General features: G+C 38.1%; 13 protein-coding genes. 4 read left to right on the forward strand and 9 right to left on the reverse strand.

Going from position 1 to position 16712, the window contains the following annotated elements; genetic code table 11:
- The first annotated feature begins 112 nt into the window (after positions 1-112).
- Complete coding sequence (locus EWM59_RS03195; protein ID WP_130019500.1) at positions 113-1129, forward strand: glutamine synthetase beta-grasp domain-containing protein; 1017 nt, start codon at positions 113-115, stop codon at positions 1127-1129.
- Positions 1130-1233: 104 nt separating this feature from the next.
- Here EWM59_RS03195 and EWM59_RS03200 read toward each other — a convergent pair whose 3' ends face one another.
- Positions 1234-1719: a GNAT family N-acetyltransferase gene (locus EWM59_RS03200; protein ID WP_130019501.1), complete on the reverse strand. Its 486-nt coding sequence runs from the start codon at positions 1717-1719 to the stop codon at positions 1234-1236.
- Between the two features lie 98 nt (positions 1720-1817).
- Here EWM59_RS03200 and mtaB point away from each other — a divergent pair, with 98 nt between their 5' ends.
- A complete protein-coding gene (gene mtaB, locus EWM59_RS03205) occupies positions 1818-3146 on the forward strand; it encodes a tRNA (N(6)-L-threonylcarbamoyladenosine(37)-C(2))-methylthiotransferase MtaB (protein ID WP_130019502.1) in 1329 nt (442 codons plus the stop codon).
- Between the two features lie 66 nt (positions 3147-3212).
- Here the strand turns inward: mtaB and EWM59_RS03210 are convergent, their stop codons facing one another.
- From EWM59_RS03210 to EWM59_RS03230, 5 genes are all read right to left on the reverse strand, one after another.
- A complete protein-coding gene (locus EWM59_RS03210) occupies positions 3213-7625 on the reverse strand; it encodes a 3-coathanger stack domain-containing protein (protein ID WP_130019503.1) in 4413 nt (1470 codons plus the stop codon).
- Position 7626: 1 nt separating this feature from the next.
- The gene (locus tag EWM59_RS03215; protein ID WP_130019504.1) at positions 7627-7971 is read right to left on the reverse strand and encodes a LytTR family DNA-binding domain-containing protein; all 345 of its coding nucleotides are present in this window, start codon (positions 7969-7971) and stop codon (positions 7627-7629) included.
- A gap of 45 nt (positions 7972-8016) precedes the next feature.
- On the reverse strand, positions 8017-9054 hold the full coding sequence (locus tag EWM59_RS03220; RefSeq protein WP_130019505.1) for a putative periplasmic lipoprotein: 1038 nt from the start codon (positions 9052-9054) through the stop codon (positions 8017-8019).
- 35 nt (positions 9055-9089) lie between these two features.
- Entirely contained in the window at positions 9090-9935 is an 846-nt protein-coding gene (locus EWM59_RS03225) for a hypothetical protein (RefSeq protein ID WP_130019506.1), read from the reverse strand.
- A gap of 186 nt (positions 9936-10121) precedes the next feature.
- Positions 10122-10751 carry a response regulator gene (locus EWM59_RS03230; RefSeq protein ID WP_130019507.1) on the reverse strand — a complete coding sequence of 210 codons (630 nt, stop codon included), beginning with the start codon at positions 10749-10751 and terminating at the stop codon, positions 10122-10124.
- A 252-nt stretch (positions 10752-11003) separates the two neighbouring features.
- Between EWM59_RS03230 and EWM59_RS03235 the strand changes: the two genes are divergently transcribed.
- Positions 11004-12365 carry a M28 family peptidase gene (locus EWM59_RS03235; protein WP_130019508.1) on the forward strand — a complete coding sequence of 454 codons (1362 nt, stop codon included), beginning with the start codon at positions 11004-11006 and terminating at the stop codon, positions 12363-12365.
- 141 nt (positions 12366-12506) lie between these two features.
- Positions 12507-12920, forward strand: coding sequence for a hypothetical protein (locus tag EWM59_RS03240; protein WP_130019509.1), 414 nt, complete (start codon positions 12507-12509; stop codon positions 12918-12920).
- Between the two features lie 735 nt (positions 12921-13655).
- On the opposite strand, the gene EWM59_RS03245 is transcribed toward EWM59_RS03240, so the two are convergent.
- From EWM59_RS03245 to EWM59_RS28345, 3 genes are all read right to left on the reverse strand, one after another.
- Entirely contained in the window at positions 13656-15002 is a 1347-nt protein-coding gene (locus EWM59_RS03245; protein ID WP_374755935.1) for an ammonium transporter, read from the reverse strand.
- A 73-nt stretch (positions 15003-15075) separates the two neighbouring features.
- Entirely contained in the window at positions 15076-16200 is a 1125-nt protein-coding gene (locus EWM59_RS03250) for a porin (protein WP_130019511.1), read from the reverse strand.
- Between the two features lie 344 nt (positions 16201-16544).
- Positions 16545-16712, reverse strand: a 168-nt coding sequence (locus EWM59_RS28345; RefSeq protein ID WP_510186005.1) for a 4Fe-4S dicluster domain-containing protein, incomplete at its 5' end; no start/stop codon positions are given.

The raw sequence follows: 16712 nt of genomic DNA on the forward strand, positions 1-16712 counted from the left end.
GAAATTTTTAACTAAAATAATTACTATTTAAAGAATCTTATATTGTTTTTTGCTTATATATTTGTATCATATTCTTTGATTAATAACCGAAACATATTAAAAAATTACAACAATGGCAGTAGCTAAATTAGAGTACATTTGGCTTGATGGATACAAACCAACTCAAAGCCTTCGCAGCAAAACCAAAATAGAAAAAAATTTCAGCGGTAAATTGGAAGATTGTGATATGTGGTCTTTTGATGGTTCATCTACAGAACAAGCTCCTGGTGGTTCATCTGACTGTTTATTGAAACCTGTTTATATTTGCCCGGATCCAACTCGTTTAGGAACAGGATACTTAGTAATGTGTGAAGTATTAAATGCAGACGGTACTCCTCATGAATCAAACGGCCGCGCTACCATTGAAGATGATGACAATGATTTCTGGTTTGGTTTTGAACAAGAATATTTCTTGTGGAATCCTGAAACTAATAAACCACTTGGTTTCCCTGCAAATGGTTACCCTGCTCCACAAGGACAATACTATTGTTCAGTAGGTGCAAACAATGCATTTGGTCGTGAAATTATCGAAGAACACCTTGAAATCTGTTTACAGGCAGGCTTAAACGTTGAAGGTATCAATGCTGAGGTTGCTGCTGGTCAATGGGAATTCCAGGTATTTGCTAAAGGTGCAAAACAAGCAGGTGATGAAACCTGGATTGCACGTTATTTCTTAGAAAGATTAGGTGAAAAATATAATGTTGCTATCAACTGGCATTGTAAACCATTAGGTGCAACAGACTGGAATGGTTCTGGTATGCATGCTAACTTCTCAAACACTATTTTGAGAACAGCAGGCAAAAAAGAAACTTACGATATTATCTGTCAGGCGTTCGCTCCATTCGTGAAAGAACATATTGCGGTTTACGGTGCTGATAACCACCTTCGTTTAACAGGTAAGCACGAAACGCAATCAATTGACAAATTCTCTTACGGTGTTTCTGACCGTGGTGCTTCAATCCGTATCCCGATTGCAGCGGTTCAGAAAGGTTGGAAAGGCTGGTTAGAAGACCGTCGTCCAAACTCAGCAGCAGATCCTTACAAAGTAGCTGCTCGTATCATCAAAACCGTAAAAACAGCAGAGGTTTAAGATTTTTTCGAATAATATTTTGTTTACAAAGCCTCATGACACTGTTATGAGGTTTTTGTTTTTTAGAAACTGTTTAAGTTAATCTTATTGAATTAAACAGTTTCTTAGCTTATAGTTCTTGAATAGAAATAAATAATGTTTCCCTCTTTTTCTCTTTCCTGACTTTGCCGAACTAAACCCATTTTTTCAAGAATTTTCTGTGAGGCAGGATTTCTACTATCAACGTATCCGATAATTTTCTGAGGTTTCAACTGTTCCAGTGCATAGGCAACCATTGCTTCGGCCATTTCGGTGGCATAGCCTTTTCCCCAGTATTCTTCAAAAAGACTATAGCCTATTTCAATCTCACCCGGATGCTCCTCTACAAATTTGATAATACCTATCACTTTTTGCGTACTATTATCAATCACAAAATAATTACCAAAAACAGGGTCTTCGGTATATCTTAAATATCTTTGAATGGCTTCTTCTGTTGTAAGCGCATGTCCGGTAATGTATTTCATCACATTATAGGTAAAGCGGGTCTCATTAAATTTATGAATAGAGGATTCTTTTATTTTCAGAAAATCAAGTCTTGAACTTTTTAGCATAAAATGGTATTGTTTTTAATATTAATAACACTGGTTTTCAATGGAATAAGGGCAAATCTATTAAATTTCATTAAATTTGCACCTTGAAATTAGTTTTTATGAAAAAAGTAGCCTTTTATACATTAGGTTGTAAGTTAAATTATTCTGAAACCTCCACTATCGGGCGTATGTTTGAAGAGAGAGGATATAAAAAAGTAGAGTTTAATCAACAACCTGATATTTTTATAATTAATACTTGCTCTGTCACTGAAAATGCAGACAAGAAGTGTAAGAAAATTGTCAAGGAAGCCAACAAAATCAATCCTGATGGCTACGTTGCTATTATTGGTTGTTACGCTCAGCTAAAACCGAAGGAAATTTCAGAGATTGAGGGAGTTGATGCGGTGCTGGGTGCAGCAGAAAAATTCAGACTACTCGATATTATAGGCGACTTTGTAAAAGAGCCTAAACAACCGGAGGAAAAGGTTTATAATTCAAAAATTGAAGAGGCTATTGATTATCATACCTCATACTCATTAAACGACCGTACCCGCACATTCCTGAAAGTGCAGGATGGCTGTGATTATCCTTGTGCTTACTGCACAATTCCTTTAGCAAGAGGCAAAAGTCGCTCTGACACCATTCATAATGTAGTAAAGGCTGCCTACGAAATTGCTGAAAGCGGTGTAAAAGAAATTGTATTGACAGGAGTTAATATCGGAGATTTCGGCTTGCAGGGCGATGAACGTAAAGAGACCTTCCTTGAATTAGTTAAAGCGCTTGACAAGGTAGAAGGCATTGAAAGATTCAGGATTTCGAGCATAGAGCCTAATCTTTTGACAGACGAGATTATTGCGTTTGTGGCTCAATCTAAAAGATTTGTGCCTCATTTTCATATTCCACTACAATCAGGCTCTAACAAGGTTTTAGGGTTGATGCGCCGGAGATACAAACGAGAATTGTATGCTGACAGAGTGGCAAAAATTAAAGAATTAATGCCCGACTGCTGCATTGGTGTTGATGTAATTGTAGGGCATCCGGGTGAAACTGATGAAGAATTTCTGACTACGTATCAGTTTCTCAACGACCTTGACATCAGTTATCTGCACGTTTTTACGTACTCAGAACGACCCAATACAACGGCTTTAAGTATAAAGCCTGTGGTACCTGTCAATAAAAGGGCTGAACGCTCTAAAATGTTGCATATATTGTCAGATAAAAAGAGACGCTTTTTCTATGAGCAGCAACTTGGTAAAAACTTCTCTGTGTTATTTGAAGAGGACGTTGAAAATGGTCTAATGCAAGGATTTACCGAAAACTATGTAAGAGTAGTAGCAAAATATGACCCATTATTGATTAACGAAACCAAGAAAGTAAATCTGGTGAACATTAATGACGAAATGTTGGTAGAAGTTGAGGAAGTGTATGAAGAGTTAGTACACGCCTGAACCGACAAAATGATAAATAAATGGTAGCCCTGAAATCAGATGCTACCATTTATTTTTAAATATATTCTAAGGATTAAACTGGCAGGATTCAACCGAAGTTGCTTGTATATCGTTTGCAACTGTTAAACCCCAGCCTGCTCTATCTGCATACATACCTGATAAACCTGTCATAGTTAATCTTGAATAGCCTACCCCTCTTGCATCGTCAGGGCAAAGGCCACCACTTCCGTACTGCCGACTACCACCCCACTCCCATGCCAGATAACCCAGACCTTTCTGATTACAAACCTGCATGATGGCTACATAATCATTAGGTGTGGCATCTAAGGGGCAGTCTTGTGCTACAGAAAACTCTCCGACTATCAGGCATATACCTGCTGCTGCGGCATTGTTGGCAGCATTCGTCAGGCGGGTTGTATAATTGTCATTATTCCAGTATAAGTGCGCTGAGAAAATTACGTTATGGTCTGGGTCATTCGCCAGTAAGGTTGGTCCAGCACTAATTAATGCTTCTATATTTTGTCCACAATCTGTGGCATCAATGGTAATCGGGCATTTAAGTCCGGCATTTCTGAGTGCAATGATTGATGGCGTATAAGCATCTATCATTTTTTGTACAACCGCAGGGGTATTCCCTTGCCAATCACTTCCGACTTCGTTAGCAATATTCAGAATCAGATAATTCTCATACTTCTTCAGAATAGCTAAAATATTGGTTGAAGTCCAGTAATTAGTAGCAATCTGAATATTGGCAGGCGTTAAATTGGCACAAGTTAAGTCGTGCAATTCAACCATAACAATCATTTTACTGGCAACAATATGTTTTATCAACGTATCTAATACTTTATAATCTCTGCTATATTCTGTATTTGCACTCCACGGCAATCGAACGGTGTTTGTACCTGACTTTTTGATTTCCTTAATCCGGTTCAATGTATTCATACGGTTGTTTACATCATACTGCCAGTATCCGCCAAAATTCACCCCTCGCATCACAAAATCTGTTCCGCACTTATTCTTGATTTTGGTTCCCTGCACAGTCAGATAAGGAACACCCGTGCCACTTGTACAAGCACCCATTTTGGCTGTAAATACTGCCCCGGTATTTGTCTCAAATCCCGGATTTAAGGTAATTGTTTTACCAGCCTGAAAAGTAATATTCGCATTATTAGCAATCGAGGTTCTGATGTATGAAGGATTGGAAGGAGCAACCACATTTAATACTGTTGTTACACTGTTCGAAGCACTTAAAGTAAGCGTACCGGAAATAGTATTAGATGGATAATCATTGCCAGACACGATTAAATCTTCAACGCAAGGACTGCCGACTATAAATTTAACTGTCGCCGATTTACTGAATGTTAAATCATCTGTCAGATGATAAACAAGGCTATCCGTACCTGTAAAACCATTATTTGGGGTATAAGTTAATACGCCTGTTGGCCTGCCCATAGACATTTGCCATACAACGGTTCCATATTGTACCCCTGAAACTTCATACGGAAATGGCAGTGAGCTTTCAGTATCGTTATCTTTTACATTGCCACTTACTGGTGTATTAATATTCGAAGTAAATGTATCGTTGGTAGCAAACTGGTTCAGCAAAATAAAATTTTTGTAGGCTGTGCATAAAGAAGCATTCGTACAGGTTACCTCTATATAGAGCATACTAAAGTCGCCACTTGCATCGGCAGTCAATACAATAGCATTTGATGTAGCCGTAGAAGAACCATAAGTCCACAGTAAACTACCAGTGCAACCATTGGCGGTTAGCGTAACAGACTGCCCCATGCGTATATAAATATAATCGTTCCCATATGTATTTTCAACAGGTAAAGAGGAAGTAACGGTTAGCTCAGGATTTGGGTTTACCGTAATGGTTACTGTGTTTGAGGGATTAGACGTATTTGGCGAAATCGTGCATACAGCCGTGTAATTGGTTGTTACGGTTGGATATACATAAATGGCTGTTCCGGTCTGCCCTGTGCTCCAGGTGATGGTACCGCCTAAACAACCTGACGCTGTAAGCCGACTACTGCCACCTTCACAAATACTTAACGGATTGCCAGAGATATTTGGAGGGGTAACACCGCCACCGTTATTCACCGTTACAGTTACGTTCGTTCCTGCTGACTGGCAATTAATACCAAATGTACAATAAGCTGTGTAGGTAGTGGTAGCAAGCGGTGAAACGGTAATTGCTGCAGTAGTTGCACCTGTATTCCATTTTGTACCATAACCAGCACCACAGGTGGCAGTTAGGGTAGTACTTTGTCCTGAATTAATTGTTACACTACTTGGTGAAACCACAGGAGCCGGATTACTATAAGTAGTTAACTGATAATCCTTCACAAAATTCCAGATGGCTTCAGAGCCATTAATTCCTCCGGTTTGTGCACTTGTAGGCCATGTATGCCCCATTCCACGGATTATCATCATCGAAATTTCCTTGTTTGCTCCACCACCCGGGCAAAAAGTCAGTTTGTCAACGGTTGTATTTCCTGCCTGAAAATAAGCACCTGTGTAATTTCCGGGGGCATTGCTGCAACTTTTGTTGGAAAGCGGAAACATCGGCCATATCCAACCGTTATTATTGCTTGGTGGCATGGCAGGGTACGGGTTTGGCAGATTAGTACTACTAAATTGTGTACCTGTGGTAACATCTGCGGTACCATGTATGTGCAAAACAGGTACCTTTGGCGTATTGACATTATTGACAATATTCTGCCATACATTTGTGCCTGAATAATCTTGAGGAAATCCTGCAATCGGAGCAAAGGCAGCGAAGGCATGAGGCAGTTTGGCTGAGGCGAAATAGGTCATATTGGCACCGCTTGATATACCTGTGGCATATACTCTGTTTCTGTTAATACCATAATTGGTATGCAGATACTTAATAATAGCCAGCATAAAGGTTGAGTCAACCTGCCCGTTTAGATAGGCTGGCTGGTCAATCCGGTTACTGAAGTAGCTTTGTCCACTTATCTTATCAGGATAAACAGCAACAAAATTATTGGCATCTGCTAATGTACTAAAACCTGTCAGGGTTTCTAAGGCAGCAGGCGTACCACCATCACCATTAAAGACAAACAATACAGGTAAATTACAATCAGGAGCCGATGACGGTAAATGAAACCTGAAATTGCGGTTATCTGTTCTTGTTCCTCCTCCGGTGGTAGGTGTAACCACCGAAATGGTAGCATTCTGACTGATACCAGCCCCCCCATTGACAGTAACTGTTACATTTGTACCCGGGCTCTGACAGGTTCCTCTTACACAATAGACGGTATAAGTAGTATTGCTGGTCAATACGGGTGTAGTAAAGTTTGAAGTAGTTGCTACCTGTGTAGCTCCTTGTTTCCATAAATAACTCTGGTCTGCAGCACAATTTGTAGCAGTAAGGTTAGCTGTTTGTCCGGAATTGATAGTAGTACCATTGGCAGTAGGATTACCCGGAGTAGGCAATAACTCACACGGAATAATAGCCGATTGACCATTTCCCGGGAAAATCTGGGCAAAAGTGGTAGCGGCAAAAGTAGGTGAACCATTGGTTGAAAAAAATTCATATTGAAATGTATTCCCGCCATTTACCTGATTATTCACATAAATTTTCTTTGAATAAAGTTTGTCATACACCATTCCCCCCAATTGGTGGCCATTAGCAGAAACTGCCCAGGTATTGGCATCTGTTCCTCCGGTCAGGTTTTTGGTAGTATAATTAGCCGCATTTATTTCATTCAGAATAGTAGTAACCGAACCACTATTGATTCTTACAATATAGTTATTATTGTTATTTGAAATCCAGATATTTCCTGATTCGTCTCTCATAACGCCTTCTGGTGCCTGTAAATAATTTGCTGAAACAGTTACAGGTTTAATAAAACTTGCGGGTGTTGAAGTAGTTACATAAGATGTTGAAGACGGGAAATCTGACAACCTGCAAACGGCTACAGTATTTAAACTATAACTGGTTGCCCAGATGGTACTTGATGTATTATCAATCAGCAATCCACCCAAAACATAACTCCCGTTTGTAAAAAACCTGACTGTAACCGTATTAGCAGTGCTATAAACACCTGCGTTGGGCATAAACTTGGTAATGGTTCCATTCATATTGGCCGAATAAATATTGCCACTCGCATCGGCAAATACCTGAAAAGTTTGTTGATTATTAGCCAGAATAACCGGAGCATCAGCACTAAAAGTGCCACTTGAGAAGCTTACATTTTTATACCATATTAATCCGTGGCCGCTACTGGCATTATCGTCATAGGCTACAAACATATTATTTCCGTAAAAGCAAACACCATTGGCACCATGCCCGACAGTTAATGTCTGGCTTACACCATTCAGGTAAAACTTAATATTTCCAGTAGCTGGATTAAATGTATTGGTAACACTGGAATAGCTCGGTACAGCAATATTTGTCTGCGCTTGTACCTGCTGCATCAGTAAAAACAGCAGTAAAATTTTTCTCATTTTAATTTTTGTTAAAAGGGTTATAATGTTCGTTTAAAAAAGAATCGAAACCATTTCTGCGTCTTCTTGAAATAGATATTTCCTGATGATTTTTCATAATTACTTTTCCAACATTCACTTCGTAGTTTTTCATATAACTCAGGTTGACCATATGGGCACGGTCAAGCCTGTAGAAAGAATTAGTTGTTAGAAACCTTTGTTCCAACACTTTCAGGGTAGTGGCCACAATCAACATGCGGCCGTTATCAAGATATAATTGTGTATAATTCTGATTTGCTTTCAGTAGTACTATATTTTCAGGATCCACACTCATTCTGGCTCCTATGGCTATTTTTTCTTCGTTCATGGCTTTAAATAATTTAAGGTTTCTGATTTTTTAATAACCGCTTTTTCAATTATTTTTTTCAGTCAGGTCCCTGTAAGTATAAACTTCTTCTCCTGAATAATTGGCAGCGTTCCATTTACCTGAATAAGTCTTTTTTAAAGGAAAACCCTTTTCATTGAACTGATAGACATTGGTGTAATTATGATCTGCTTCACTTGAAGTACCATTTGGCTGTATATAACCAATTCTGGTGTTAAGCACATTGTTTGACGCAGTTCCTCTCTCTGATGTGGCCTTTGGCCAGCCTTTAAAAAAATTGGTAGGCGTAGCCAGATATACCGATTTTTGCGAATCAAAAGTCTGCGCCGTGTAAGAATATTGTTTGCCAGACTCCCATCTTTCTGTTTTTATTAGACGATTAACCCCATCATATTTATAAAAGTTGGTACTCGTTCCGTTTTTATCCTGTATTAAAAATCCGTTGCTGAATGTTTCATTTTCTGTTTCAGGTCCATTGCCTGACTGATAGGTTCTTTTGGTAATTTTTCCATCACTCAAAAATGTAGTAGATTTATAAGTGCCATTAGATGAAGTGCTTCCCTCTACTGTAATTTTTGTCAGATTCCCTTTGGAATCATACATATAAGAAGTAGTAGTTTTATACGTAGAAACTTCTTTTTTACCCGTTGAAAATGTAGTTCTATCGTAAGTATTATTTTGTATCTGCTGGCTTAACCTTTCTTTTTGATAACTATACTCAGTAGTAGTGGTTGATATATCCCGCATATCTTTACTGGAATAAGTCATATCGGTTTTAGAGCCGGTTACAAAGCCATCTTTGTTGTAGGTATAAATGGTAGTAGAAAGTCCATTAGATTCGTCTCCAGAGCTTTTACTTGTAGAATTTACAATCGTCCTGAACAACTGATTATTAGCATTATATTCATAATTGGTAGCATAAGAATTACTTATCCACCCACCGCCTGTTGATGTAAGTACACTACTTGTGAGCACATAGGCAGGCGTTTCATTTTCCGGGTCAACTCCTTTAGAGCAACCTGCAAAGAAGAGAAGTGAACTGATAAAGATTACTATTTTTTTCATGGCTTTATTATTAAAATTTACAAGATGCTATAGAACTATTTCCCAACCTGATAAATAGAATAGAGTAACGCCTTCACTATACGTTTTGCTTCTTTTTCACAGATATGACCTTGACCTTCGGGTGCATCAACGCCCTGCTCCTTACTTGGGCAGGCCGTTGTTGAGCGATATTGGTTACAGATGGTCCATACATTACCTAATTTGCATGTACCATTATCTGACTCAATTTCCTGCAATTCAAAAATTACATCTTTGTCTTTAAATGTATTCTTCATCCACTCGCCCATTTTCATCTTGGCAGCATTGCCATCATCTTTAGTTACGATATAAATCAATGGGGGTGTAATATGTACGAACCTAAGTCCCTGAATTTGTGTCCTAAGCTCATCAACCATTTTTTTATAGGCTAACTTAACCTGCTCAAGGTTTGCATCATTAATGTCAGCATATCCGAATTTGAAAATGGCGATTTTCACCAATGATTGATGAACCAAAGCTAATTCTTTAAATTCTGCCATTTTTCCCATAGGGTTACCGTTAGATACGCTAAATACATTGCCACTTAAACCTTTATCCGGTTTCTCGTTGCGGTCAAAATATTCAAACTTAAACCCATTGGCATTGGCTCCATCTTCCAGGTCTCCACCTACCGACTGGTGCATAAAGATGGTATTCCACGATTTTATTTTGTTTTTTTCGTCCGAAGAAAGTTTATCCCATGCTTCAATGCCTGAAAGTCCGATTATACCGGGTTGTCCCTGTCCTGGATTTTGGGTTTCGTTTGGCAATGGGTCTTTATCATCTATTGGGTTGTTCCCTTCATTTTTACAACTTACTATCAATAAGCCTGTAATCAGCAATGCAATAATTAATGTTTTCATGGTAAAAGATTAGTTTCAATATGCGCTATGAAGTTTGATAACAAAAGGGCAAGGACTAGATTCGCTGCCTTCATTACAGTCAAGAGACAAAAAGATTTTTTTCATAGCCGGATTAATTTTCTGCTACAAAGGTTGAAGAAAAATCTATGCTTGTAAATAGCATAATGGTGTTAGAAAGAAGCCTTATTATTTCACTAATTTTTCACGAAAAGCCTTAGAAACAGCTTCGGTAGCAGATTGTACGTGAAGTTTCTGATAAATATGTTGTAGATGACGACGCACCGTTTCAATCGAAATCTTTGTAGAAGCAGCAATAAGTTTATAAGAATTACCATACGAAAGCAATTGTAGAATCTCTCTTTCCCGCTCGGTAAGGTCATATTCTTTGGGAGATTCGGTCTGATGAAACGCCTGAAGTACTTGCCTGGCCACAGCCGGAGACATGGGAGCGCCACCACTTTCAACATCTTTAATTGCCTGAATAAGCATAGTCGCCGAATCTCGCTTCAAAATATAGCCGTCAGCCCCTCTTTTCAGACATTCAAACAGACGCTTATCATCGTCAAAAACGGTGTGCATTAATACTTTTATCTCTTTTTTTGTCTGTTTTACCTTTAAAACACCATCTAATCCATTTGCTTCGGGCATATCTATATCCATCACAATCACATCGGGGTTTTCGTGCTTAATGTCGTCCAGCACATTCAGGCAGTTTAGATGAACACCTGTTACCAAAAATCCGTCGGTGTTTTCAAGCATCATCACTACCAAATCGCTCAATCGAGCATTATCTTCATAAATTGCTACCCGTGTCATGGTTGGTTATTATTAGGCTTTTTCAGCAGAAAAAATGGCTAAACTGAATCATTTAACAAATGAAGCAGATAAAATTTATTTTTACAATAACACTTTAAGGTTATAAGAGCCTGAGAGTAAATAAAAAGTCTCCGCCATTTCTTCTGAATATCTTTTAAAATTAACTCTTTATGTCTAAATCTTCTATCTTGACTCAAAGCATCTGAAAATTGTTTTGTATTTTTGTTCAACATCTAATCTAAATTGTAATCCATGAAAAAAGGACTATTAGTATTCAGCTTCATCAGCATCTCATTAAACATTTCTGCTCAGAAAATCATCAACCGCGACCCACAAATTGAAGCATTGGTCAATCAGGTATCAAGTGACACCCTGAAAGCTTATATTGATAAACTGGTGAGCTTTGGCACAAGAAGCACTTTATCTACCACAACCGACCCAAAACGAGGGATAGGCGCCGCAAGAAAATGGGTTTTAAGTAAATTTCAGGAATTTGCCAAACAATCAGAAGGCCGGATGACAGCTTATCTGGATACGTGGACTTTGCAACCTGATGGCAAACGGGTAGATAAACCCATTGAAATTGCCAATGTGATGGCAACACTTAAAGGCACTGACCCAAACGATAATCGTGTATTTCTGGTAAGTGGGCATATTGACAGCCGGGTGACTGATGTAATGAACAGAGAATCAGATGCGCCAGGTGCCAATGATGGTAGTGGCACAGTAGCCGTAATAGAGTTGGCCAGAATCATGGCTAAATCTAAGTTTCCGGCCACTGTGGTTTTTGTAACAGTCAGCGGTGAAGAACAAGGATTGTTAGGAGCTAATCATTTAGCCGAAAAAGCCGTTGCAGAAAACTGGAATTTAGAGGCAATTCTTAACAACGATATTATGGGTTCCAATAATAGTAACGAGACTAATATCATTGATAATACCCGCTTAAGAGTATTCAGCGAGGGACTGCCTGCATTTGAAATGGATAAAAAAGTTCAGGCTATCAGACAATATGGAGTTGAAAACGACGGCAAAGCCCGACAACTGGCACGCTATTTCAAAGAAACAGGCGAACGATATGTTGATAATCTGGAAGTAGTGATGATTTACAGAAATGACCGTTTTCTTCGTGGTGGAGACCATACCCCATTTGTAAACAAAGGCTTTGCCGCCGTCAGAATTTCGGAAATGAACGAAAACTTTTTACACCAGCATCAGGATTTGAGAACAGATAAGGGAATAGAATATGGCGATTATGCCAAACACATGGACTTTGAATACCTGAGAAAAAACACAGCCGTGAATTTAGCTACTCTTGCCAATTTAGCTAAATCACCATCAATGCCAGAAGATGTAATTCTTGATGTACGTGGCTTAGGTAACTCTACTAACCTGCGATGGAAAGCCTCAAAAACAGGAAAAGTGAAAGGATATTATGTTTTAATGCGTGAAACAGCCATGCCTTATTGGCAAAAGAAATTTTTTACCACCGATTTGAAATTAACGCTTCCTTATTCAAAAGACAATTATTTCTTTGCTGTTCAGTCCGTTAGCGAAGATGGCAACGAAAGTCTTCCTGTTTTACCAAGGGTAGGATTAAGAAATGCCGGAGAATAACTTAAATAGAGTTTTTCTGTGTAAGTTAGATAGTTTCTATAGTAACCGATAAATGATTAGAGATTAAGGTAAAAATAAAACTTATGTATAGTTCCAACGTTTTCAATAGAAAAAGAATCACTTAGAAAAATATCTGAAACTATGAAACTACTTTTTGTTGCCTTTAGCCTGGCATTTATCTTGGATACCTGTGATTCTAAAACCATTCAACCTCAAAAACTAATCGGAATATGGAATCCGGCTTATCAGGTTCAAAATAAAGCAGCAGATGGTAGTTGGGAAAAGTGGACGACTATTAATACTTTTGCCGCATTACCTCCAATTGAATTTACTACCGACGGAAATTTTTTACGCGATGGGAAGCCAGGTGCTGATTGTTGCTCTGCTGGTAATAAATTTACTATTTCAGAAAACATTATCCTATTCTCTGAGTTTAAGTCATGCCCTCAGGTAAGATGTAAAGATTGCAGTAAATGGACAATTAATCAATTGGATTCTGATACGTTGGTAGTAGAAGTTTGTGATACAAGAAGCAAATATTTCAGAAGTAGATAATACGAATAATTAAATGAAAAGAGGTATATGGATTGATAAATCAAATTCATATACCTCTTTTCATTTAATTTAACCATGACTTCCAACTTTTGTCTTTTAAAAAGCCTTTTTAAACCAAAAACTCAATTATAATACGACTATTATTAACACTTACTACTTTTATCTCGCTTTCTGCTTGTAAATCAGATGCAATTGTTCCGGAGAAGCTGATAGGAAAATGGAATCATGCAAATCAGGTACAATACAGAACCGCCGATGGCTGGAGTCCCTGGAATACCTTTATCAACATAACTGCCATTCCTCCAATTGAATTTACTGGCAAAGGAAATTACCTACGAGATGGCAAACCCGGGGCCGAATGTTGCACGGCTGGCAATAAATTCACAGTAATAAATAATATTATTACATTTTCAGATGTACAGGATTGTCCTCAAATGAGTTGCATGCCTTGCCGGGAATGGGCAATAAACAGATTAGATTCTGATACTCTAATCGCTGAGTCCTGTGGGTTAAGAGTTAAATATGCAAGAAGTAAATAGGTAAGCCTGAAAGGTAAAACCAAACTTTCTTAAAATTGAGTACGCTTTTTCAATTTTTCGTGTATATAAGCCATTCTACTAAAAAGAAAATGCCCACTAAAATAGCGGGCATTTTAACTTATGGAGTACAACAAAACCACAATAAAAGTACGGTTTAACCCGCAATTGTGATTTTGTTACAAATAAACAATATCGTTTATGCTAATTCTTCAACTACACCTGCTTCAACAAGTGATTCATCGTGTTGGCTCTTATCAAGACCTGATTTTTCATCTGAGTCTGATACACGTAAAGGAAGAATTAAGTCTGTAACTTTCAAAAGAACAAATGACATAGCAAAGGCAAACACTGATACTACAACCAGAGCAATCATATGGTTCACAAATAATTTTGAGGCACCAAAGAATAAACCTTCATCAACCACGGCACCATTAACACCTTTGCTTGCAAAAATACCTGTCATAATCATACCAACCATACCACCTACACCATGACAAGGGAACACATCAAGTGTATCGTCCAAAGCAGTTTTGGTTTTTAAGTGAGCAAGGTAGTTAGAAATGATAGAAGCAATTGCACCAATGAATATTGAATGAGGAATAGTAACAAAACCTGCAGCAGGAGTAATGGCAACTAAACCAACTACTACCCCGATACAAAAGCCAAGTGCTGAAACTTTCTTACCGCGAGCCGCATCAAATAAAACCCATGCTAAACCTGCAGCAGCAGCAGCCGTATTTGTTGTTGCAAATGCAGAAGCAGCCAATGTACCTGCGCTTAATGCAGAACCTGCATTGAAACCAAACCAACCGAACCAAAGTAAACCAGTTCCTAATAGAACATAAGGAATATTTGCCGGAGGCAAGAAACTACCTTCTACGTGTGCACGACGGCGTTTCAAGTAAATGGCTCCTGCTAATGCAGCCCAGCCTGCCGACATGTGTACAACAGTACCACCTGCAAAGTCAAGCACACCTAATTTGAATAAGAAACCTTCAGGGTGCCATGTCCAGTGCGCCAAAGGAGCATAGATAAACAAGCTGAAAAGGATAATGAACAATACGTATGACTTAAAGTTGATACGTTCTGCCAATGACCCTGTTACAAGAGCAGGTGTAATAACGGCAAATTTCAATTGGAAAAATGCGAAAACTACCAACGGAATAGTTGGTGCCAGAGACCACGGCTTGCTTTCTAAAACGCCCTTGAACATAAAAAACGTAGAAGGATTACCAACAAAGCCACCGATAGTATCTCCGAAAGCAAGGCTAAAGCCTACTGTAACCCATAGAATTGAGATTACACCCATGGCAATAAAGCTTTGCAACATGGTAGAAATAACGTTTTTTGTGTTTACCATACCACCGTAGAAATAAGCTAATCCGGGGGTCATGATAAGAACCAATGCCGTACTTACAAGCATCCAAGCAGTATCTGCTCCATTAATACCATCTGTTACGATTGTCGATGGCACAGCAGGCATAAACACTCCTGCGATTGCTATGGCAAGCAAAATAATCAGAGGAAGAGGATTTTTACGCATAATGTGTTTGGGGTTTAAGTGTTGTACAAAAAATTAAAGTATAAGTTTAGTTTAGGTTTATTGACGAAGTATATTAGAATTTGAATATTAATGCTGCACCAAAAGTTGATTGAGAACTTTTGGTGAATTTACCATCGCTGTCCTGGAATTGCTCTCCTTCTGCTCCAACACCTTTAGCATAGCTATCCAAACGGAATTCAGGTTTAAACAAAAGGTTTTCAGAGATTGTAACATTACCTGTTAAAGTAAATGAGTTAACAGTTGTACCTGCATCAGGTCTTGAAGGGTTCTTTAAACCACGGATACCACTTGTGTTATCAAAATACTCATAACGAGCACCTAAACCAAATTTATCAGTAAAGGCAACTTGGGCATAAAGAGCCGCTCCACCCCATGATTTTTCATCCTGAGTACCGTAGGCTGCATTTAAACCCAATAAGAATTTGTCAGTAATTTGGTATGAGGTTGTTAAATCAAGAATTGAATAATAAGATTTCTCAGTTACACCTTCATCACTTCCTAACCAGTTCAGGTATAAGTTCCAGCCTTCAGCAGGAGAAACATAGAACTGAGCCATTACCCCTAATTTATCGTTGTTATCATCTTTTGTATCAACACCATTTACCAAACCTGCGGTTAGTGATGCTTTGCTAGAAAGTGCTACAGTTGCTTTTAAACCAGTATGATAAAAGGGACCATTACCAAAAAGGTTTGAAAGTGAATAGTTGAAGTTTACCGGCGCATCAATTACTTCATAACCGATGTGTGTACCGAATTGACCAGCAGTAAGAGAGAACTTATCAGAAGCTTTCCAGGTAATATAGGCTTGTTTAATAGCAAGCGCAGTACTTGTTGCACCTGTAACCGGGCTGATGATATTTCCATAGTTACCTAAGTCAGCATGGTTACCAAATACAAGGTCAATTACTCCGTCTACTTTATCTGTTGAGTAAGTTAATTTGGTTTGAGCAAGACCTAATTGGAACTGACCAGGTTTTTGATCGAATATACGCTCAAAGCCTGAAACACCTAAATTTGATCTTGAAGCTGGATTATTAAAGTTGCCAAAAAAGTAGGTATCAACGTAGCCTGAAAAGGTGAGAGGGTTCTTTTTTTCTTCTGTGGTTGTTGTACTTTCTTGTGCTTGAGTCGCTGTTAGCAGAAACAACGATAATACTGTAAAAATCAATTTTCTCATAATAATCTTTGGTTTAAGTGGCGATTGTTTGAAATTAAATTTCATTACAAATGTTCTTCAAAAATATTTTAATTCCAAATTTTATGTTTAAAAAAAATACATTTTTCTTAAAAAAATTTGTTTTTACTAATTTATATATATAATAAAATATTATTTATTGAAAAAATACAAAAATATTTTTAAGCAAATTTTCTACTGATTTTTTAACAATATGCAGTATATTATTCCGAAGTACAATTTATTCTTAAATATGTACAATTATAAGATTAAGGCAAAAAAAAGCCTGCACAATTACTCGTGCAGGCCTCCAATATTAAGAGTCAATCGTATGTCAATAACAGAAATTAAAGTTCAGCATGAAGCCATGCTTTTTTTGCAGCCAATGTATCATCGTCTTCCACATTATCAGGATCTGGTACACAACAATCAACCGGACAAACCGCTGCGCATTGGGGTTCTTCATGAAAACCATGACACTCTGTACATTTATCAGTTACTATATAATAAAATTC

The organism is Emticicia agri (genome assembly GCF_004168285.1).
In the GTDB taxonomy this organism is placed as follows: domain Bacteria; phylum Bacteroidota; class Bacteroidia; order Cytophagales; family Spirosomataceae; genus Emticicia; species Emticicia agri.

What these genes read in the sequence shown, in the direction of transcription:
- EWM59_RS03195 (WP_130019500.1), top strand. Translation starts at nt 113, where the DNA reads ATGGCAGTAGCTAAATTAGAGTACATTTGGCTTGATGGATACAAACCA.
- EWM59_RS03200 (WP_130019501.1), bottom strand. Translation starts at nt 1,719, where the DNA reads ATGCTAAAAAGTTCAAGACTTGATTTTCTGAAAATAAAAGAATCCTCT.
- mtaB (WP_130019502.1), top strand. Translation starts at nt 1,818, where the DNA reads ATGAAAAAAGTAGCCTTTTATACATTAGGTTGTAAGTTAAATTATTCT.
- EWM59_RS03210 (WP_130019503.1), bottom strand. Translation starts at nt 7,625, where the DNA reads ATGAGAAAAATTTTACTGCTGTTTTTACTGATGCAGCAGGTACAAGCG.
- EWM59_RS03215 (WP_130019504.1), bottom strand. Translation starts at nt 7,971, where the DNA reads ATGAACGAAGAAAAAATAGCCATAGGAGCCAGAATGAGTGTGGATCCT.
- EWM59_RS03220 (WP_130019505.1), bottom strand. Translation starts at nt 9,054, where the DNA reads ATGAAAAAAATAGTAATCTTTATCAGTTCACTTCTCTTCTTTGCAGGT.
- EWM59_RS03225 (WP_130019506.1), bottom strand. Translation starts at nt 9,935, where the DNA reads ATGAAAACATTAATTATTGCATTGCTGATTACAGGCTTATTGATAGTA.
- EWM59_RS03230 (WP_130019507.1), bottom strand. Translation starts at nt 10,751, where the DNA reads ATGACACGGGTAGCAATTTATGAAGATAATGCTCGATTGAGCGATTTG.
- EWM59_RS03235 (WP_130019508.1), top strand. Translation starts at nt 11,004, where the DNA reads ATGAAAAAAGGACTATTAGTATTCAGCTTCATCAGCATCTCATTAAAC.
- EWM59_RS03240 (WP_130019509.1), top strand. Translation starts at nt 12,507, where the DNA reads ATGAAACTACTTTTTGTTGCCTTTAGCCTGGCATTTATCTTGGATACC.
- EWM59_RS03245 (WP_374755935.1), bottom strand. Translation starts at nt 15,002, where the DNA reads ATGCGTAAAAATCCTCTTCCTCTGATTATTTTGCTTGCCATAGCAATC.
- EWM59_RS03250 (WP_130019511.1), bottom strand. Translation starts at nt 16,200, where the DNA reads ATGAGAAAATTGATTTTTACAGTATTATCGTTGTTTCTGCTAACAGCG.